Source organism: Streptomyces muensis, from assembly GCF_021474425.1.
GTDB lineage: Bacteria > Actinomycetota > Actinomycetes > Streptomycetales > Streptomycetaceae > Streptomyces > Streptomyces muensis.
On sequence record NZ_JAKEIP010000021.1, the window covers coordinates 21,041 to 39,443 of the forward strand.

The 18,403-nt window shown below is 70.8% G+C and carries 21 protein-coding genes; 9 read left to right on the top strand and 12 right to left on the bottom strand.

Features of this window, described 5'->3' with window-relative positions; translation table 11 throughout:
- The first annotated feature begins 9 nt into the window (after positions 1-9).
- Genes L0P92_RS08610 through L0P92_RS08620 form a run of 3 tightly spaced genes read left to right on the top strand, consistent with a single transcriptional unit; the run spans position 10 to position 2,920 of the window.
- Complete coding sequence (locus tag L0P92_RS08610; protein WP_234761915.1) at positions 10-1,362, top strand: amidohydrolase family protein; 1,353 nt, start codon at positions 10-12, stop codon at positions 1,360-1,362.
- Positions 1,359-2,234 carry a cupin domain-containing protein gene (locus L0P92_RS08615; RefSeq protein WP_234761916.1) on the top strand — a complete coding sequence of 292 codons (876 nt, stop codon included), beginning with the start codon at positions 1,359-1,361 and terminating at the stop codon, positions 2,232-2,234. Before L0P92_RS08610 ends, L0P92_RS08615 begins: the two co-directional genes overlap by 4 nt.
- Positions 2,231-2,920, top strand: coding sequence for an SDR family oxidoreductase (locus L0P92_RS08620; RefSeq protein WP_234761917.1), 690 nt, complete (start codon positions 2,231-2,233; stop codon positions 2,918-2,920). The genes L0P92_RS08615 and L0P92_RS08620 overlap by 4 nt, the downstream gene beginning before the upstream one ends.
- A 68-nt stretch (positions 2,921-2,988) precedes the next feature.
- Here L0P92_RS08620 and L0P92_RS08625 read toward each other — a convergent pair whose 3' ends face one another.
- The 5 genes from L0P92_RS08625 to L0P92_RS08645 form a co-directional block, all read right to left on the bottom strand.
- On the bottom strand, positions 2,989-3,798 hold the full coding sequence (locus L0P92_RS08625; RefSeq protein WP_234761918.1) for an SAM-dependent methyltransferase: 810 nt from the start codon (positions 3,796-3,798) through the stop codon (positions 2,989-2,991).
- Positions 3,799-3,846: 48 nt separating this feature from the next.
- Positions 3,847-4,494: an HhH-GDP family DNA glycosylase gene (locus tag L0P92_RS08630; protein WP_234761919.1), complete on the bottom strand. Its 648-nt coding sequence runs from the start codon at positions 4,492-4,494 to the stop codon at positions 3,847-3,849.
- Positions 4,491-4,823, bottom strand: a complete 333-nt coding sequence (locus tag L0P92_RS08635) for a DUF3140 domain-containing protein (protein WP_234761920.1) — start codon at positions 4,821-4,823, stop codon at positions 4,491-4,493. Before L0P92_RS08635 ends, L0P92_RS08630 begins: the two co-directional genes overlap by 4 nt.
- A 137-nt stretch (positions 4,824-4,960) precedes the next feature.
- Complete coding sequence (locus tag L0P92_RS08640) at positions 4,961-5,443, bottom strand: Dps family protein (RefSeq protein WP_234761921.1); 483 nt, start codon at positions 5,441-5,443, stop codon at positions 4,961-4,963.
- Between the two features lie 138 nt (positions 5,444-5,581).
- Positions 5,582-6,400, bottom strand: coding sequence for an alpha/beta hydrolase (locus tag L0P92_RS08645; RefSeq protein ID WP_234761922.1), 819 nt, complete (start codon positions 6,398-6,400; stop codon positions 5,582-5,584).
- A gap of 165 nt (positions 6,401-6,565) precedes the next feature.
- Here L0P92_RS08645 and L0P92_RS08650 point away from each other — a divergent pair, with 165 nt between their 5' ends.
- The 3 genes from L0P92_RS08650 (at position 6,566) to L0P92_RS08660 (ending at position 9,929) form a co-directional block, all read left to right on the top strand.
- Positions 6,566-7,753 carry a thiolase family protein gene (locus L0P92_RS08650; RefSeq protein WP_234761923.1) on the top strand — a complete coding sequence of 396 codons (1,188 nt, stop codon included), beginning with the start codon at positions 6,566-6,568 and terminating at the stop codon, positions 7,751-7,753.
- Positions 7,754-8,448: 695 nt separating this feature from the next.
- Entirely contained in the window at positions 8,449-9,027 is a 579-nt protein-coding gene (locus L0P92_RS08655; protein ID WP_234761924.1) for a PadR family transcriptional regulator, read from the top strand.
- Between the two features lie 41 nt (positions 9,028-9,068).
- Entirely contained in the window at positions 9,069-9,929 is an 861-nt protein-coding gene (locus tag L0P92_RS08660) for an SGNH/GDSL hydrolase family protein (RefSeq protein WP_234761925.1), read from the top strand.
- A gap of 36 nt (positions 9,930-9,965) precedes the next feature.
- Here L0P92_RS08660 and L0P92_RS08665 read toward each other — a convergent pair whose 3' ends face one another.
- A complete protein-coding gene (locus L0P92_RS08665) occupies positions 9,966-10,340 on the bottom strand; it encodes a winged helix-turn-helix transcriptional regulator (protein WP_234761926.1) in 375 nt (124 codons plus the stop codon).
- 90 nt (positions 10,341-10,430) lie between these two features.
- Between L0P92_RS08665 and L0P92_RS08670 the strand changes: the two genes are divergently transcribed.
- Entirely contained in the window at positions 10,431-11,243 is an 813-nt protein-coding gene (locus tag L0P92_RS08670; RefSeq protein ID WP_234761927.1) for an MBL fold metallo-hydrolase, read from the top strand.
- A gap of 158 nt (positions 11,244-11,401) precedes the next feature.
- Complete coding sequence (locus tag L0P92_RS08675; protein ID WP_234761928.1) at positions 11,402-11,752, top strand: YybH family protein; 351 nt, start codon at positions 11,402-11,404, stop codon at positions 11,750-11,752.
- 71 nt (positions 11,753-11,823) lie between these two features.
- Here L0P92_RS08675 and L0P92_RS08680 read toward each other — a convergent pair whose 3' ends face one another.
- The 4 genes from L0P92_RS08680 to L0P92_RS08700 all read right to left on the bottom strand — a co-directional run bounded on the left by L0P92_RS08680 (position 11,824) and on the right by L0P92_RS08700 (position 15,024).
- Positions 11,824-11,961, bottom strand: coding sequence for a hypothetical protein (locus tag L0P92_RS08680; protein WP_234761929.1), 138 nt, complete (start codon positions 11,959-11,961; stop codon positions 11,824-11,826).
- A gap of 198 nt (positions 11,962-12,159) precedes the next feature.
- Positions 12,160-12,453, bottom strand: coding sequence for a hypothetical protein (locus tag L0P92_RS08685; RefSeq protein ID WP_234761971.1), 294 nt, complete (start codon positions 12,451-12,453; stop codon positions 12,160-12,162).
- Positions 12,454-12,596: 143 nt separating this feature from the next.
- Positions 12,597-13,856 carry an MFS transporter gene (locus tag L0P92_RS08695; protein ID WP_234761930.1) on the bottom strand — a complete coding sequence of 420 codons (1,260 nt, stop codon included), beginning with the start codon at positions 13,854-13,856 and terminating at the stop codon, positions 12,597-12,599.
- 52 nt (positions 13,857-13,908) lie between these two features.
- Positions 13,909-15,024, bottom strand: coding sequence for an ArsR/SmtB family transcription factor (locus tag L0P92_RS08700; RefSeq protein ID WP_234761931.1), 1,116 nt, complete (start codon positions 15,022-15,024; stop codon positions 13,909-13,911).
- A 264-nt stretch (positions 15,025-15,288) separates the two neighbouring features.
- Between L0P92_RS08700 and L0P92_RS08705 the strand changes: the two genes are divergently transcribed.
- A complete protein-coding gene (locus tag L0P92_RS08705; protein ID WP_234761932.1) occupies positions 15,289-16,062 on the top strand; it encodes a sulfite exporter TauE/SafE family protein in 774 nt (257 codons plus the stop codon).
- Here L0P92_RS08705 and L0P92_RS08710 read toward each other — a convergent pair.
- Positions 16,048-16,854 carry an HAD-IIA family hydrolase gene (locus tag L0P92_RS08710; protein ID WP_234761933.1) on the bottom strand — a complete coding sequence of 269 codons (807 nt, stop codon included), beginning with the start codon at positions 16,852-16,854 and terminating at the stop codon, positions 16,048-16,050. The genes L0P92_RS08705 and L0P92_RS08710 overlap by 15 nt on opposite strands.
- Before the next feature lie 53 nt (positions 16,855-16,907).
- Complete coding sequence (locus L0P92_RS08715; RefSeq protein WP_234761934.1) at positions 16,908-18,374, bottom strand: hypothetical protein; 1,467 nt, start codon at positions 18,372-18,374, stop codon at positions 16,908-16,910.
- Positions 18,375-18,403: the final 29 nt, after the last annotated feature.

An 18,403-nucleotide genomic window follows, 5' to 3' on the forward strand; every position in this document is an offset into this window, starting at 1 on the left:
GGAAGAACGATGCCCCATCGGATACTCCTGCGCGCAGGACACGTGCTGTCGATGGACCCCGACATCGGGGACCTCCCGCAAGGGGACGTCCTCATCGAGGACGGGAAGATCACCGCGGTCCGGCCGGAGATCAGCGCCGACGCCGAAGTGCTCGACATGACCGGCCGGATCGTGATCCCAGGCTTCGTCGACACCCACCGCCACACCTGGGAGGCGCCGATCCGGAACGTCGCCCCCGACGCGACCCTGGACGACTACTTCGTCGACATCCTCGACACCTTCGCCCCGCTCTACACCCCCGAGGACGTGTACGCGGGCAACCTCGCGGGATCCCTGGAGTGCCTGAACGCCGGCATCACGACCCTCGTCGACTGGTCGCACATCAACAACACGCCCGCCCACCCGGACGCCGCGATCCAGGGGCTCACGGAGTCCGGCATCCGCGCCCAGTACGCGTACGGCAGCGCCAACACCTCCTTGGCCGACTACTGGTTCGAGAGCAAGATCGCGGTCCCCGGCGACGACGTACGGCGGATCCGCAGCACCTACTTCTCCTCCGACGACGGCCTGCTGACCATGGCCCTGGCCACCCGCGGCCCCGGCTTCTGCACCGACGACGTCGTCACCGCCGAGTGGGCCCTCGCCCGTGACCTGGACATCCCGATCACCGTGCACGTCGCGATGGGCCGCCTCGCGGGCCGCTTCGGCATGGTCAAGCAGCTCCATGGCCTGGGACTCCTCGGCCCCGACACCACCTATGTGCACTGCTGCTACTTCCACGAGGACGAGTGGCAGATGGTCGCGGACAGCGGCGGTACGGTCTCGATCGCCCCGCAGGTCGAGCTGCAGATGGGGCACGGCTGGCCGCCCGTGATGAAGGCCATCGAGTACGGGCTGCGGCCCTCGCTCAGCATCGACGTCGTCACCAGCGTGCCCGGCGACATGTTCACCCAGATCCGCGCGGCCTTCGGCGCCGAACGCGCCCGCGTCAACGCCGACTGCTGGAAGGCCAACCTGCCGGTCCCCGAAACGATGTTGACGGCACGTCAGATGCTGGAGATCGCCACCCGCAACGGCGCCCACGTCGCCGGCCTGGAGGACCGCACCGGCTCCCTCACCCCCGGCAAACGCGCCGACGTCGTGGCGATCGACGCCACCGCGCCGAACGTCGCCCCCGTGCACGACGCGGCAGCCGCCGTGACCCTGTCGGCGGACGTCTCCAACGTCGACACCGTCATCGTCGACGGCGTCGTCCGCAAGCGCGACGGCAGGCTCCTGGCCGACCTCGACCGGGCCCGGCGCCTGGTCCAGGAGTCCCGCGACCGGCTGCTGGCCGCGAAGGAGGCGAGGAGCGCCGCATGACCCGACACCTGGTGCGCCGCGCCGCCGAACTCACCCAGCAGCCGTACGACGAACACGGCTATCGGCGACGGGAGTTGGTCGGCGAGGGCGACGGCAGCGTGCACACCGGCTTCGGCCTGTGCGGGATACGGCCCGACGGCCGGGTCGCCGCCCATGTGCACTCGTACGAGGAGAGCTTCCATGTGCTCTACGGGGCCGTGATCCTCGATGTGCCCGAGGCGTCGTACCTCCTCGAAGAGGGCGACTACGGCCTCCTCCCGACCGGCGTCCCGCACGCCTGGCGGGGCGCCGGTGACGTCGCCGGACGCTGGGCCGACATGCTCGCTCCCGTGCCGCGGGCCCGCTACGGGTACGACACCCAGCCGGTGCCCGCACTGCCCGCACGCGACCCCGTCCGCATCGATGTCCGCGACCCGCGCACCCGGTCCTTCGGCCACTTCGAGCCCGTGCAGATGGACCCCGGCAAGCAGTCGCAGGACCTGCTCGCGGTGTCGGCGAGCATGCGCACCGCGCTGCTCGTGTACAGCGGGATCACCGTGAAGATGATGGTCGACAGCGACCTCGGCGCGGTCGCCTCGACGATGTTCATGGTGCAGTACGCGCCCGACGGTGTCGCGGGCACCCACGACCACCCCTTCGAGGAGACGTACCTGTTCCTCGAAGGGGAGGCGGACGCGGTGTTCGACGGCGAACGGTACCGGCTGGGGCCCGGCGACTGCGCCTGGGCGGGCGCCGGCTGCGTGCACGGCTTCGCCAACGCCGGGCAGGGGCCGTTGCGTTGGCTGGAAACACAGGCGCCGCAGCCGCCGCCGCGCCACTCCTACCGGTTCACACGGGACTGGGAGTACTTGAGGGAGGCCCTGGAGTCATGAGCAGCGTCCTCGTGGTGGGCGGCACGTCCGGGATCGGGCTGGAGTTTGCCAGGATGCGGGCCGGACGCGGCGACGAGGTCGTCCTGACCGGCCGCGACGCCGGGCGCGCCGACACCGTCGCCAAGGAGATCGGCGCCCGCGGACTCGCCCTCGACCTCGGCCGGCCGAAGGAGATCGGCGCCGCGCTGGCCGGCGTCGGACCGCTCGACCATCTGGTGATCGCGGGTGTCTCCCGCGACGACAACAAGGTCACCGAGTACGACATCGACGCCGCCCTGCGACTCGTCACCCTCAAACTCGTCGGCTACACCGAGGTCGTGCACACGCTCCAGGACCGGCTCCACGCCGACAGCGCGATCGTGCTGTTCGGCGGACAGGCCAAGGAGCGGCCCTACCCGGGCGCGACGACGGTGGCCACGGTCAACGCGGGCGTCGGCGGCCTGGTGAACACCCTCGCCGTCGAACTCGCCCCGATCCGGGTGAACGCCGTCCACCCGGGCGTCGTCGGCGACAGCCCCTACTGGCAGACCAAGCCGGAGAAGGTGCTCGCCACCCTGCGCACCGAGACCCCCACCGGACGGCTCGCCACCATGGCCGACGTGGTCGACGCCGTGGACTTCCTGCTGCGCAACGGGTCGGTCAACGCGGTCGAACTGAGCGTGGACGGAGGGTGGCTGCTCGGCTGAGCCGGGGCTTGGCGGAGGCCTTCGTCCAGGAGCGATCCAGGACTCGGTTCATCGATCCAGGACTCGGTTCAGGGCTTGATCCCCACCGCGCCGTACAGCGACACGGGCGAGCCCTCGTTCCCGCCGCCCTCCTCCGCCGAGGGCCGCCAGTCCGACAGGGAGACGATCCCCGGTTCCAGCAGGTCGAGTCCCTGGAAGAGGCGGCCCACTTCGGCGTGTGATCGGGCCACCAGGGTCACGCCGCTCGCGGTGTAGGCCTCGATGCCCTTGCGGACGTTCTCCGGATCGAAGTCCGCCGTCATCGCCGACAGCACCAGACAGCTGCCCGGCGCCAGCGCGCCGACCAGCGTGTCCACCAGCCGGTGGGCGCCGTCGTCGTCAGCGATGAAGTGCAGCAGCGCGATCAGGGACAGGGCGACCGGGCGGTCGAAGTCCAGGACGGACGCGGCCTGTTCGAGGATGCGCTCCGGTTCCCGCGCGTCGGCCTGCACGTACTCGGTCACGCCCTGCGGGGTGCCGCGCAGCAGGGCCGCCGCGTGCGCGAGGACGATCGGGTCGTTGTCGACGTACACCACCCGGGCGTCCGGGACGACGGACTGGGCGATCTGGTGGAGGTTCGGCTCGGTCGGGATGCCGGAGCCGATGTCGAGGAACTGCCGGATCCCCGTCTCCCGGACGACGGCCCGGGTGGCCCGCTCCATGAACCGGCGGTTGGCCCGCGCATGCCGGGGAGCGTCGCCCTGGAGCGCGGCGATCCGCCGTCCGAGCTCCTCGTCGACCGGGTAGTTGTCCTTGCCGCCGAGGAACCAGTCGTAGACCCGGGCCGGATGCGGCCTGCTCGTGTCGATACGCGATACGGCCGGCTCGGTCCCGGTCACCTGGCTCTCCTCTGCTCGACGACGCCGTGTTCGAGCAGTCTTTCACGATCATGCTGCCCGGCGGAGACTGTCTTCGGCCACCTCCTTGTCGAGCGCGGCCCGCACCAACGCGGCAGCCAGCACGGCCGGTTCGGTGTCTTTGGCCAGGTCGGTCAGCCGGTCGGGATCCTTCGGCAGGCCGAGCCGCTGTGCGCCCGAGAGCGCCTTGTCGTCGAGGTAGGGCGCCACCTCCGGCCAGACCCGCTGGGCCTCGCGCAGGAAGATGTCGACGCCGGCCGGGCCCAGGCCGGGGAACTCCTGGAGCAGACGGCGCAGTTCGGCGACGTCGCCGTCCGCCTCGTCCCGCAGGCGGCGCAGATCGCCGCCCCAGCGGTCGGTCAACAGCTCGGCGGCGTCGCCGAGTTGGGTCGCCGTACGCTCGTCGTAGCGCCGGTAGCCGCCCCGGCCCAGCGCGTCCACCCGCTCCTGCCAGTCGGCGTCGGCCATCCGGCGCGGGTCGCGCAGGCCGGCGTCGTACAGGGCCCGGGTGCTGTCGACGGCGACCGAGCCGCGGATCCGGGCGCTGAGCAGATGTGCCAGCACCAGCAGCCGATACAGCGGCTGCGGGGTGTCCTTCAGCTTGATGCCCGCCTCCTCGGCGAAGGTCTGGCCGTGCGCCCGGACGAGTTCCCGTACGACGCGCCTGTCGTCGCTCACGGCTTCAGCGGGTCGTGGCCGATGGTCATCAGCTGATGCCGCCGACGCGTCTGTTCGGGTTCGGGCTCGTTCTCGAGGTCGGCCTCCTCGCTGACGGTGTCCACGACGTCGTACATCACCTGGATGTCGTCCTCGGTGAGGTCCGTGCGCCGCTTCTGGAGGATCGCGAGGACGTGCTGCCCGGTCGGTGTGCCGGCCTGGTCCGGCAGCGGTTCGGTCTCCTCGTCCGCGTCACTGACCCGCAGCCACGCGGCCAGCTCCTGCGAGGTCATGTTCACCACGCGGTGGAAGTCCTGCCACAGCGTGTCGAGTTCGAGGGCGTCGGTCATGGTGTCCCTCCTTTTGGCGGGTGCGTCGAGTGCGTCGAGTGTGGTGGGTGCGGCGCGTGTGACGAGTGCGGCTGTGCGCGTACGGCGTACGGCTCGTCCCGTACGGCTCTCCCGTACGACTCCTCCGTACGGCCGCGTCACTCGTCGCGCGGCCAGTTCTCGGCGTCGAACATCCAGCGCTGCTTCTCCAGCTCGCTCGTGACGGAGATCAGGAGGTCCTGCGTCACCGGATCCGGCTCGGCCGTGGCGTCGATGCGTACGCGCAGCCGCTCTATGGCCGACGCGAGGGCGTCCACCACCAACTGGACGACCTCGGTGTCGCGCAGCCAGCCCTCCTTGGGGCCGGGCAGTGTGTAGGCCGCGGCGACGGTCTCCGGCCGGCCGTCGGGCGGCAGTCCGAGGGCCGCGGAGCGTTCGGCGACCGTGTCGGCGTAGGAGCGGGCCACGGAGACCACGTCGTCGAGTTGCAGATGGATCGAGCGGAAGCGCGGGCCCACGATGTTCCAGTGCGCCTGCTTCCCGATCAGCGACAGTCCGAGGAGATCGACGAGCGTGCTCTGCAGGGCCTCCCCGGCGACCCGGCGGGCCGGCTCGGGCAGCGTGCTCTTGACGACAGTCATACCGGGCTCCTCCTTCTGGTCCTTCTGGCTTGCCGGCCCTTCTGGCCTGGTCAGGGCCGGTGAGGAGTGGCGCGGCTCCGCGACCACCCCATGCCGGCGCGGGTGCCCCGGGGCGAACCGACGCAAACGCGTCGCGTCTCAGTGCGCGAGCACGTCGTCCAGGAAGTGGACGAGGTCGGCGAAGACGTCCGCCTTGTTCGTCTCGTTGAAGACCTCGTGCCGGGCTCCCGGGTAGATCCGCTCGGTCGTCTCGTCCGCGCGCAGCTCCTCGATGCCGACGCGGCTGCCGGGGAGCGGGACGAGGCGGTCGTCGTCGCCGTGCAGCCACAGCAGCGGCAGCGGCCCGATGCCGCCGTCCTTGGACTCGGCGGACACGGTGTCCAGCATCCGGGCGAAGGCCTCCACGGTCGGCCGTTTCATCGGCCCGTGCCAGACCAGCGGATCCGCCGTGTACGCCGCACCCACCCCGGGGTCACGGGAGAGCGAGGCCGGGCTGATCGGCGTGTCGGGGATCTCGTCGAGGGCGAGCAGCCGCCGGGGCAGCTCCCAGTCGCCGATCACCGGGCCGGACAGGACCAGGGCGGCGAGCCCCGCGCCGCGGAGCTGGGCGTAGCGGGCCGCGATCAGGCCGCCCATGGAGTGCCCGATCATGACGACCGGCAGGTCGGGATACGCGGACCGGGCCAGTCCGACGGCCGTGTGGACATCGGCGACCACGTCATCGAAGTCCTCGATCACCACGCGCTCGCCCGCCGACCTGCCATGTCCGACGTGATCGGGTCCGAACACGGCCGCCCCGTGCGCGACCAGGACCTCCGCCACCTCGGCGTACCGGCCGACATGCTCGCCGTAGCCGTGCACCACGAATGCCAGGCAGCGGGCCCGAGGGTTGGGCCACTCGCGTACGACGATCGTTCCCCGGTGTCCCTCGATGGCGTGCTCGCGCGCGTCGGCCATGTGCTCCTCGTTCCCTCCGGCTGCGGTGGTGAAGGTTCCCGGGGATCTTCCCAGGGTGCGGCGGGTCGGTCTATAGTCCAAAACTAGCGGTGCTAATTAATGTGGTGTTGATCAATGCGGTATCGATCCGATGCCGACTCGTACAGCCCGGTCAGGAGTCCTGTCGTGCGTCCCGTCCACTTCGCGGCCGCCCGCCGCACCCCCATCGGCAAACTGCGCGGAGCGCTGTCGTCGGTCCGCCCCGACGACCTCGCCGCGACCGTGATCCGGGGCCTCGTCGCGGACGTGCCCGCGCTGGATCCGGCCCGGGTCGACGACGTCTACTGGGGCGCCGCCAACCAGGCCGGCGAGGACAACCGCAACGTCGCCCGCATGGCCGCGCTGCTCGCCGGTCTCCCGGAGTCCGTGCCGGGCGCGACCGTCAACCGGCTGTGCGCCTCCGGCCTCGAAGCGGTCACCATGGCCGCCCGCACCATCGCGGCCGGCGAGGCCGACATCGTGCTCGCCGGCGGCTCCGAGTCCATGAGCCGCGCCCCCTTCGTCCTGCCCCGCCCCGACGAGGCGCTGCCGCACCGCATCGAGACCGCCGACACTCGGCTCGGCTGGCGCCTGGTCAACCCGGCGATGCGGGAACTGCACGGCCTGCTGTCCATGGGCGAGACGGCCGAGGAGGTCGCCGAGCGCTACGGCGTCCCGCGCGAGCGACAGGACGACTTCGCGCTGCGCAGCCACCAACGGGCCGCCCTCGCCCGCAAGGACGGCCACTTCGACGACGAACTGCTCCCCGTGCGGCGCCCCGACGGCGTGCTGGTCGACAGCGACGAGTGCGTCCGCGAGGACACCTCGTACGAGAAGCTGTCCCGGCTGAAGCCGGTCTTCCGGGACGGCGGCACGGTCACCGCGGGCAACGCCTCACCGATGAACGACGGAGCCGCCGGACTGCTCCTGGTCAGCGAGGAGGCGCTCAACGAACTGGGCCTGGAGTCCCTCGGTCGCTATGTCGCCGGCGCCTCGGCCGGCGTCCACCCCGACGTGATGGGCATCGGCCCCGTCCCCGCCACCCGCAAGGCCCTTGCCCGCGCCGACTGGACGATCGGCGACATCCAGGAGGCCGAGTTCAACGAGGCGTTCGCGGCCCAGGCACTCGCGTGCGTGGACCAGCTCGGCATCGACCCCGAACTGGTGAACCCCAGCGGAGGCGCCATCGCGCTGGGGCATCCGCTGGGCTGCTCGGGCGCACGGATCCTCACGACGCTGCTGCACCGGATGCGGCGGACGGGCGCGGAGCGGGGGCTGGCGACGATGTGTGTGGGAGTGGGGCAGGGGAGTGCGGTGCTGGTGGAGAGGCACTAGTGCCGCATCAGGCAACGTTTGCCCTGCCTGTACGGTCGGGGCACGGAAGTCAGCGGCCAGCCGGCTCCTGATGAGATCGAAGATCGCTTCGTTGAGCTTGTCGCGGGCCGGTTGCCCCGGGACGGGGCCGACCGCTGGGCGGCGAGGTGGGTGACGGAGGACAGGATCATCTGGGACGACTTGTCCTGGTGAGCTCTGAACTGCCTCTACGGAATCGCCTTCCTGCGTCCCGCGAGCGATGGCGGCGGCTACCTGCACGATGACGAACGAGTACGGGAATGGCTCGCTGAGCTGAGGAAACGCCGAGCGATGTGAGCCGTCGCAGCGCCGTCCTGCAGTCCCGGTCGCTGTTCGGCCTCCAGCGTCCCTCCTTGCCGCACGACTGTGACGCCTCACCAGGAGGTGCGTCGTCCCGCATGCTGGAGGGTGGCGGCGGTCAGTCACGCGTTCCCGCGCCGATGACCACGGCGTCGGTCGTCGGGCTCACTGCCCGGCGGCCTCTCGGGCGATCTTCTCGAACTGGGCGCCCATGGCCTCGGGCAGCGCGGGGGCGGAGGCCGCAGTCCTGGAGCTTCCTTCCATACTAAACAAGTTGCATATTGGTAGAGGAGGGCAGAGGCGACTCCGGTGCTTGTCGAGGGCGGCGCTTCGGGAGTGCTCATCATTGAACACTCGCTGGGCCGTACCTTGCTGCCATGGCATTGCGGAACGCGGTGATGGCCGCGCTGCTGGAGGGCGAGGCGTCCGGTTACGACCTCGCAAAGGGCTTTGACGCAACGGTCGCGAACTTCTGGACGGCGACGCCTCAGCAGCTCTATCGGGAGCTGGAGCGTATGGAGGCCGAGGGGCTGGTCACGGCTCGCCTCGTCGAGCAGCGGCGTCGTCCCAACAAACGGCTGTTCTCCCTGACGGAGGCTGGGCGGGAGGCGGTGCGCGCATACACGGCCGAGCCTCTGGGGCGGCCCGCGGTCATCAGGGACGAACTGCTGGTCAAGGTGCAGTGCGCGGACGCCGGCGACGTCGAGGCGGTGCGCGCCGCCGTCCTCGAACGCATGGAATGGGCCACGGCCAAGCTGGCCCGCTACGAGAGAATCCGGCAGCGACTGCTGGGCGGCCGCTCGGAGGAGGCGTACTTCGCCGAGGCCGAGCGTATCGGCCCGTACCTCACTCTGCTGCGCGGGATGTCGTTCGAGCGGGAGAACCTCGAGTGGGGCGACATGGCGTTGCGCAGGCTCGACCAGCGCGCCAAGACTATTACTCAAAAAATTGACTAGAGTGAGGGCTCTTCTGGTGATCGCAAAGGAGCCAGCCGCTCATGTCAGGCACTGAGACCCGCTATCTGCGCTTCGTGGCCCTGGGTGACAGTCACACCGAAGGGGTCGGCGACGGCGACGATGTGACAGGCCTGCGCGGGTGGGCCGACCGGCTCGCCGAGCACCTGGCCCGGCACAGCCCGCAGCTTCGGTACGCCAATCTCGCAGTACGGGGCCGTCTGGCCGGGCAGGTCCACGCGGAGCAGTTGCCCGCGGCGCTTGCGCTGCGGCCGGACTTCGCGACGGTCGTGGCCGGAGTCAACGACATGCTGCGCCCCCGCTTCGATCCGGATGAGGTGGCCGCGCACCTGGAGGCGATGTTCGCCGCGCTCACCGGCCAAGGGGCGCGCGTGGCGACGCTCACCTTTCCCGACATCGCGCGCGTAACTCCACTGGCCCGTCCGCTCCGGCCGCGTCTTGAGGCGCTGAACCACCGTGTTCGCGCGGCGGCGCACCGGCATGGTGTCGTCGTCGCCGACGTCACCCTGTATCCGGTGGCCACGGATCCACGCCTGTGGAGTCAGGACCGCCTCCACTCGAGCCCACTCGGCCACCAGCGGATCGCGGCGGCGCTCGCTCACTCGCTCAACGTGCCGGACACTGACGACTCCTGGACGCACCCGTTGCCCGTCCTGCCTGTTGGTCGGGCACGATTCTTGCGTGCCGCGTCAGCCGAGGTGCGCTGGGTCGCCGGATTCCTGGGTCCGTGGATCGCCAGGCGCGCGCGTGGGCGTTCCTCCGGAGACGGTCGCGTGGCCAAACGCCCTGACCTCCTGTCCGTCGGCAGCTCCGGCCAACACTTCGGCCGTGCCTTCCAGGGCGGACAAGAGCCCTCCGTCGACCTGGCAGACGCCTCGGAGTAGCGAGGGCGGTGACGTGAGCACACCGAGCCTGCCCTTTCAGGGCTTCGGGTCGGTGGTGTGGGTGTGTCGGTGGTGGGCGTAGTCGCTGGTGTGCTGTTCGGCCCAGTCCTGCAGGTGTTGCAGTGCGGCGGTGGCGCCGCGGGCGAGGTCGGTCAGGGCGTACTGCACCGTCGGTGGGCGGCTGGTGTGCACGGTGCGGGTGATCAGGCCACCGGCTTCGAGGTCGCGCAGGGTCTGCGCGAGCATCTTGTCGCTGACGCCGCCGGCCCGCCGGCGCAGCTCGGACCAGCGTTGCGGGCCGTCCATGAGATCCACCAGGACCAGCGCGGCCCACCGGGCGGTGACCAGGTCGAACAGCTGCCTGCCGGGGCAGGCGGGATCGCGGACGTTGCCTCGCGTGCTTTCCTGCACGTGCTCACCTCACCTAAAGGTATGTACTTCCCAGCAGAAAGTAACTCGGTCAGAGTGAGTGAGCCAACCGCTGATAGTCAAGGAGTACCTGTGGTAACTGACGTTGCGGTGACCCGCGCCGCGAACATCGTGACGGTGCTCGGCGGCCCCACCGCGCTGATCCACCTGGCCGGATGGACGCTGCTGACGGACCCGACCTTCGACGCCGCCGGCACCGAGTACCAGAACGGCCCGGTCATGGTGCGCAAGACCGCCGACCCGGCGCTGAAACCCTCCCAACTGCCCGCCCTCGACGCCGTCGTGGTCAGCCACACCGGGCATCAGGACAACCTCGACACCGCCGGGCGTACGGTGGCCTCCGGTGCCTCGAAGGTGTTCACCACCGTCGCCGGCGCCAAGGATCTCGGGGGCGCAGCCGTCGGCCTGGAGCCCTGGCAGACCCGGACCCTGTCGAAGCCGGGCCGCACGCCGCTGAACATCACCGCGGTCCCCGCCCGCCACGGCCCCGTCGGCACCGAGGCCATCACCGGTCCGGTCACCGGCTTCCTCCTGCACACCGACGACGGCTCGGCACCGACGGTGTACGTCTCCGGTGACACCGTCGACCTGGACGCGATGAGTGCCCTGGCCGACCGGTACCGCGTCGATGTGGCGCTGCTGCACCTGGGCGCGGCAGGCTTCGAGGAATTCGGTGACATACGACTGTCGCTGACCGCGGTGCAGGCCGTCGAGGCCCGCCGTCTGCTCGGCGACCCCCTCGTGGTGGCCGTGCACGCCGAGGGCTGGGCGCACTACACCGAAGACCGCAGCCACGTCCAGCAGCTCTTCGACGCCGCCGGCGTCCCGCTGCACTGGCCCACCCCGGGCCAGCCCATCACCCTGCCCGACCCGCACACCCGCTGACACCTCACCCAGTGCCGCCGCCGGCGCACCGGCCCGCTCCTTCCACGCCGCCGGAGACGCGGGAGCGGCTGCGGTCACCGCACTGCACGAGGGCCTCGCCACCGTGCCGGACAAGATCATCAGCGCGCACAACATGCTAAAAACGAAGGGGAAAGAACATGACACCGGAAGTCGTGCACGAGCGCTTCGCCCAGTACCTCAAGGACCAGGACCTCGACGGACTGGGTTCCCTGTTCGACGAAGACGCCATGTTCGTACCGGGACCGGGACAGGAGCCGGTCTACGGCAGGGAAAGCATCAATGAAGCGCTGAAGCCCTACCTCGCCTCGCCCAGCACCATGGAGGTGGAGGCCACGTCGGTCCATCAGAACGGCGACCTGGCGATGGTCCAGCCGTCCTGGCGGATCACGAGCGAGAGCGGCACCGTGGAAGGAAAGGCGGTCGAGGTGATGAGGAGGACGAGCGAGGGGGACTGGGTCTACATCATCGACAGCCCCTACGGCGTCTGATTCTCGTCATCCCGGCATCACCGTCGGGCGACGGAACCTCCGCCGCTCGCTGTCCGGCGTCGGTGACACGGTCATGATCCGGTGTGGTCCGGGCGCAGTTGGCCGGTGAGGGTGCGCAGGTCTTCGACGTGGCGTTGTGCGGTGAAGGCTCCGCTGCCGGCGGTGAACAGGTCGGTGCCGGCGAAGTCCGCGCGGGCACCGGCTGTCACGGCGCCGAGGAAGGCGGTGCCGGTGAACCGCCGGTACGGCAGTGCTTCGTCGGTGCCGACCGGGGTCCGGCGTCAGGCCGGTCAGCGCGGTGCGGGCGCGGTCCAGTTCGGCGGGGCCGCCGGAGACGGTGGCGGTGACCTGGCAGCTGTCGTAGGGAGCCGTGGCCACGAAGCCGTCGTCCACGCCGACCACGGCGCTCACGTCGGCGGCCCGAAGAGCAGGGCGAAGACCCCGGCGACGAAACCGGCCAGGGTGAGCCCGGAGACGATCCGCCAGGCGGCCTTCGGATAGTCCAGCAGTCGGCGCCCCGCCAGCAGTGTCGCCGGCCGTTTGGCCAGGGCGGTGACGGTCAGGCGGGCGCCCAGGAGGCGTGTCTGGCCGGCCGTGATCGTCAGGCCCAGCCGTTCCCGGCCCCTGTCCCGGGTCTGCCAGGAGGTCGGGCGGGCTCTGGCCTCGGCCTGGCCATCGTGCGGGATGTCGCGAAGTCGCACGGCGGCACCGTCGTCGCATGCACGAGAAAAGGCGGCAGCGCGGAAGTCGGGTTCGGCGCGAACGGCTCACGACTGGTGCGGCGAGCCTCGCTCACGGCGGGCCGTCCGGAATCGGGGCCGGCTGGACGACAGCAGGGGTCGGGTCACCGGGCGGACTCCGGCGCGACTGCCGGTTGATCGGCCTCGGAACCAGGCGGGACGCCGATGCGCAACTGCCCGGGCCGCTGTGCTCTGGCTGTGCGGGCCAGGGTGAGCGCGGCGGTCATGGCCAGAACGACGAGGGCGGCGCCCGAGAGGAGGAAGGCGTCCTTGACTCCGGTGAGTGCGATGGTGGTCGAGGCCACGAAGGGAGAAACGGCCAGGGCTCCCGCCACTCCGGCCTCCCACAGACCCAACGCCTTCGCCAGGTGGTGGCTCGGTATGCGCTGCTGCACCAGCGCGATCAGCGGGATGTCCGTGAGGGCCGAGGCCAGCCCGGTGGCGATCAGGAGCGCTGCGGCCCCGGCAGTGGAGGTGACGATTCCGAGCGGCGCACGGAAGATTCCGAGCAGGGCCCAGGCCAGCACCGCCGCCAGGGCGAGTCTGCGCATCCGTAGGCCGGCCAGCAGGAGCGCTCCCGCCACTTCGGCGACCCCGGCGACGCCCAGCAGCAGGCCGTAGCGGCCGCCCTGCCCCACGAGGGCAACCAGCCCCACCGTCAGGAAACCGCTGGTCAGCGCGAGGGCGAGCACGAAGGTCACGATGACCACGAGCACGTCGGGAGCGGCCCGAACGGCCTTGAGCCCGGCGGCGAGATCGGCCCACAGGCCCGCCTGGTCGGCGGCCAGGACGGGGCGGGTCACGCGGATGGCGGCCACGGCGCCCGCCGAACCGAGGAAGGTCAGTCCGTTGACCACCAGCGCCGCCCGCATGGAGCCGTAGGCCAGCAGCGGCGCGAGCATGAGCGGGCCGACGAAGAAGGCGGCCCGGAAGGCGACTTGCAGCAGCCCGTTGGCCTGTTGCAGACGGTCGGCCGGGACGATCTGCGTGACGATGGCGTTGCGGGCCGGGGCGAACGGGGCGCCGATCAGGGCCAGCAGCGCCGTTGTCACCACGAGCAGGGGCAGGTTCAGCAGACCGAGGGACAGCAACACCGCGGCCACCGCCACCACGGCGACCCGGGCCAGATCGGTTGCGATCATCAGCTTCCGGCGGTCGTAACGGTCGGCGTACGAGGCGGACACGAACGTGGCCAGGAACGCGGGCGCGAACGCGGCCACGCTGACCACGGCGACGGCCGTCGGGTCCTTCGTCAGCGACCAGGCCAGCCAAGCGGTCGCCGCGGTGTACAGGCCGTCGCCGAAACGTGAGACGGCCTGACCGGCGAAGAGGAGCAGGAAATTGCGGTCCCTGAGCAGTGACATGCCGCCACTGTCGGATCTCCTCGAGCGCCTGATCCACTTATTAGGCAGATGGCTAATCAACGGGGTCGGTGGTGTGCAGAAAGCTCTCCAGGCTGGGAGCGAGACCCGCCACCTGCCCGGGCAGGAGCCGGTACAGGACGTAGTAGCCCTCACGGCGGCGTTCGAGCAGGCCCGCGTCCGCAAGGACGCGCAGGTGCTTGGACAGGGCGGCCTCGCTGACGCCGACGAGCGGGGCCAACTCCTGGGTGCTGCGCGGGCGTTCGGAGATCAGCCGGAGGGCGCGCAGGCGGGTGTCATCGGCGAGCGCGCGGAGCATGCCGACGAGCTGTGCGGGAGGAATCCTGGGGCGGGCTTCCCGAGCGATCGACGAGACGGGAAAGACGAGCCCGAGGGGCCAGGGGCCGTCGCAGTTGACCCGTACGTGCGGCCACACATACGCGCTGGGGGCGAGCAGGAGGGTGTCGTCCGGGCCGATGGCGACCTCGTGGTCGTGCGGGCGTTCCAGCCAGAAGCGTTCGGCCTGCCGGTCGGTGCGCACCTCCGGCCACAGGCCGCGGAGCATGCCGTACAGTCCGCGCTGTTCGATCTGGTGCCCGGCCTCGCTCACCCCGGCGGCCAGTTCCGGCTCGATCCGGGCCCATTCCTCCTCGAACGCCTCCCGCCAGTAGCGTTCCAGCATGCTCAGGAACCTCTCGAGGAGTGCGCGGGGGTCGTCGAGGAGCATCGCGGCCATCGCTTCGTCGCTCTCACGTGTGACACGCTCCCGTAGCAGGGCGCGTACGTCCGGTTCCAGCAGCGCGTGGGGATCCCTGCCCTCGCCGCCGCCGCCCGGCCACGGCGACAGCAGCGGGATGGCGAACTCCAGCCGGACCAGCTCCGGGTCCGCCGTGCGCAGGCCGGCCAGTTCGCTGCCGAAGTCCGCCAGCCCACCGGTCGGCCGCGGAAAGAGGAACTCGGGAAAGTACGAGCGCACCGCGTAGGAGAACGCCTCGATCTCCCGCTTCAGGGCCGGCGACAGCTTGCGCATCGCGCGTACCCAGCCGTGCTGGACGGGGTGGTGCTTGGGCTCCACGAGCACATGCAGGCTCAGTACGGCTTCCATCGCCGGCGAGTAGGCGAACCCCACCCGCTCAGCACCACCGGCGGGCACCCGGAACACGATCGTCATGACTCGTCATCATCGCCGTCCGGCGGTCCCGGAGGGAGCGTGCCGCGGGGGACGGTGGTCGGCGATGCTGACTGACGACCAGGATGTGCGCATGGCCGAGCGGGTGCGGGTGCGTGAAATAGATGGCGACGAGGGCCGGAGACTGCTGCGGATCATCCGCAGGGGCACGGGATCGGCGGCACCAGCGATCCGGCGAGGCAATCTCCCAACTGGCGAGACGCTCCTTACGGCCATCGGTTAGGTGCGCATAGCATCGGTCTCCGCATGGACACGATGACTCTCTGGCACATCACCGGTGGGGAGTTCGCGGCGCTCGCCTTCGCGGCCCTGCTCGTCGGCTTCTCCAAGACGGCCGTGAGCGGGGCCAACACGGTCAGCCTCGCGATCTTCGCCGCCGTGCTGCCCGCCCGCGCCTCCACCGGCGTGCTGCTGCCGATCCTGATCGCAGGCGACGTGCTCGCCGTCCTCACCTACCGTCGGCACGCCCACTGGCCCACGCTGTGGCGGCTGTTCCCCGCGGTCGCGGCCGGCGTCGTCTTCGGCACGCTGTTCCTGATGTGGGCCGACGACGGGATCGTCCGGACGTCGATCGGCGCGATCCTGCTGCTGATGGCCGGGGTGACGGTGTGGCGCCGCCGTACGGCCGAGCGGGAGGTGGAGCCGGACTCGGTGACGAGCAGGGCCGGCCGGGTCAAGGCCCGCTCGTACGGGGTACTCGGCGGATTCACCACGATGGTCGCCAACGCGGGCGGCCCGGTGATGTCGATGTACCTGCTGTCGGCGGGCTTCCGCAAGCTCGGCTTCCTGGGGACCTCGGCCTTCTTCTTCCTGATCGTCAACGTCTCCAAGGTGCCCTTCAGCGCCGGGCTAGGGCTGATCGACGGCACCTCGCTGTTGCTCGACGCCGCGCTCGTGCTGTTCGTCGTGCCCGGTGCTTTGCTCGGCAAATGGGCTGTGAACCGAATCAACCAGCGGCTGTTCGAGCAACTGGTCATCGCGGCGACGGTCGTCGGCGGCCTCCAGCTACTGCTGCGCTGACTCCCGCAGCTCCGTCAGCAGGGCGGGCAGATCCGCGAACGAGTCGATCACATGGTCCGGCGTACCGCTCGCGTCCCGGTGCGTGCTCGGCAGGTACTTCCCGGTCCTCACCAGCACACCCGTGACACCGGCCCGCTGCGCCGCCAGCACGTCGGACTCGATGTCGTCCCCCACCATCACCGCCTCGCCGGCACCGACCCCGACATGCGCGAGCGCGACCTCGAAGAACGCTGCCGACGGCTTGCCCGTGATCTCGGCCTCGACCCGCGCGGCCTTCTCCAGCCCGGCCAGGAACGCGCCGGAGTCCAGCCGCAGCCCGTCCTCCGTACGCCAGTACAGATTCCGGTGCATGGCCACCAGCCGCGCCCCGCGCTGCAGATGCCCGAAGGCCCGGTCGAGCGCCGCGTAACCGAACTCGGGCCCGGCACCGCCGACGACCACGACGTCGGGCACGTCGCCCTCGTCCTCGCCGACGATCCTGATTCCCGCCAGGTCCTCCCCGATGTCCCCACTGTTCAGCAACGCACACAGCGCGCCCGGATAGTGCTCGGCGAGATACGCGGCGGTGACGGCGGGCGCGGTCAGGATGTCCTCGGCGGACACCGGGAAGCCGGCGTCGCCCAGCGTGCGCGCGATCGACGCCCGCGTCCGCGAGGTCGTGTTCGTCACCAGCGCGACACCGAGCCCGGACTCCCGGATCTCCCGCAACGCCTCGACCGCCCCCGGCAGCGGCTGCCAGGAGACGGTGAGGACTCCGTCGATGTCGATGAGGACGGCGCGTACGGATCCCATGCCTGGACGATAGACCGGCCCGGCCGTCCTCGCTCGGCCTCGATCGGTCTCGCTCAGGGAGCGATCCCGACCCCCTCGATCCCGCTCCAGACCCTCTCCTGACTCGCCGTCATGGCCGGCCACCGCAGCCCGCCCGGCCGCGGCTCGACACGCGAGGCGTACGGCGCCGGACGGAAGGCGGGGTCGTAGAGGCAGCCCGTGCCGTACTTCTGGTCGAACGCGCCGCACGCCGCGGCCACCGACTTCGGCGTCGGCTTCTGGCCCTTGCGCACCCACCTGTCCAAGGCGGCGATGGACGTGGCGTACTCGGCGTCGCTCAGCTCACTGTGCTCGTGCTCGTCGGTGAACGTCTGCACCAGGTGCCCGTCGCGCCGGGCGCCCTGGAGCGTGGCCCGGTAGGCCGCCTCGTGCTCGACGAACGCCGTCGGGTCGTCGATGGCGTGCAGCGTCAGCACCGGTATCGAGACCTTTCCGGTGAGATCGCTGTCGTAGGACAGGTCCCGTACGGCCGTGGGGTCGGGGGAGAACCGTTCGACACCGGCGTTCAGCGCCGCGTCGTCGTGCGACCCGGAGTAGCGCACGCCCACGTTGCCGAAGGGATTCCGGTCCCCGAGGCGCTCGTGCACGATGTCCCGGAACGTGAAGGTCGCGAACCGCAGATGCGACTCCAGCGTGCGCTCCGGGATCCGTGTGACGGCCAGGATGTCGTCGAGGTTGCGCTGCTGGAGCGCGGTCCGCTCGGCCGGCTGCGACGCGTACCCGGTGCACTCCTGGAGGCGGGCGCGCAGCCCGGCCGACGTCATGGTCGAACCGGCCCGCAGACCCTGCCACAGCGGGTACTGCGGCTCGGTCGGGCGGGGGTGGTTTCCGCAGTAGTACTGGTAGACGACGCGCAGGTCGACGCGGTAGTCGTAGCCCCGCGAGCCACCGCCCAGGACACCGTTGGTCAGCAGCGCCCCGTCGTAGGCCCCCTTCTGCCGGCCGTACGTCTCCACGACCTTCGCGGCGACGTTCCCGCCCCACGACTGACCGTGCACATACGTCCGCCGCGGCCTGCCGAACTCCTCGACGAACAGCCGGCGCACGCTCTCCGTGTCGGCCGCCGCCATCCGCGTCCCGTAGCCGCCGCGACGGTACGACGAACCCGCCCAGGCGTAGCCCTCCTTCACCATCACCGACCAGCGGCCCAGATCGTCGAGGCTGCGGGCGGGGTCGGACTCGGAGCCGAGGTCGGGGCCGCCGTGGGCGTGCACGACGAGGGAGCCGTTCCAGTCGGAGGGTACGGCCATCGCGTAGTAGGCGCCGTTGGCATCGCGTCCGGTGTAGCAAGTCGCCTCGCCCGCAAGGCCGGTGGGGCATTCGGCGCGCGCCGGTCCGGCCGTCTCTCCACGGGCGTTCGACGCGCCGACGAGGATGCCGACGGCGAGGGCTCCTGCCAGCACGGCGGTGAGCGTCGTACGCCGCCGTGCCGCCGAGGGGACCGACCTGCGGATCAGTGCGGGGGTTCTCGTCCAGTCCAAGACGCTGCTCCTCGTTCCTCGTCGGCGCG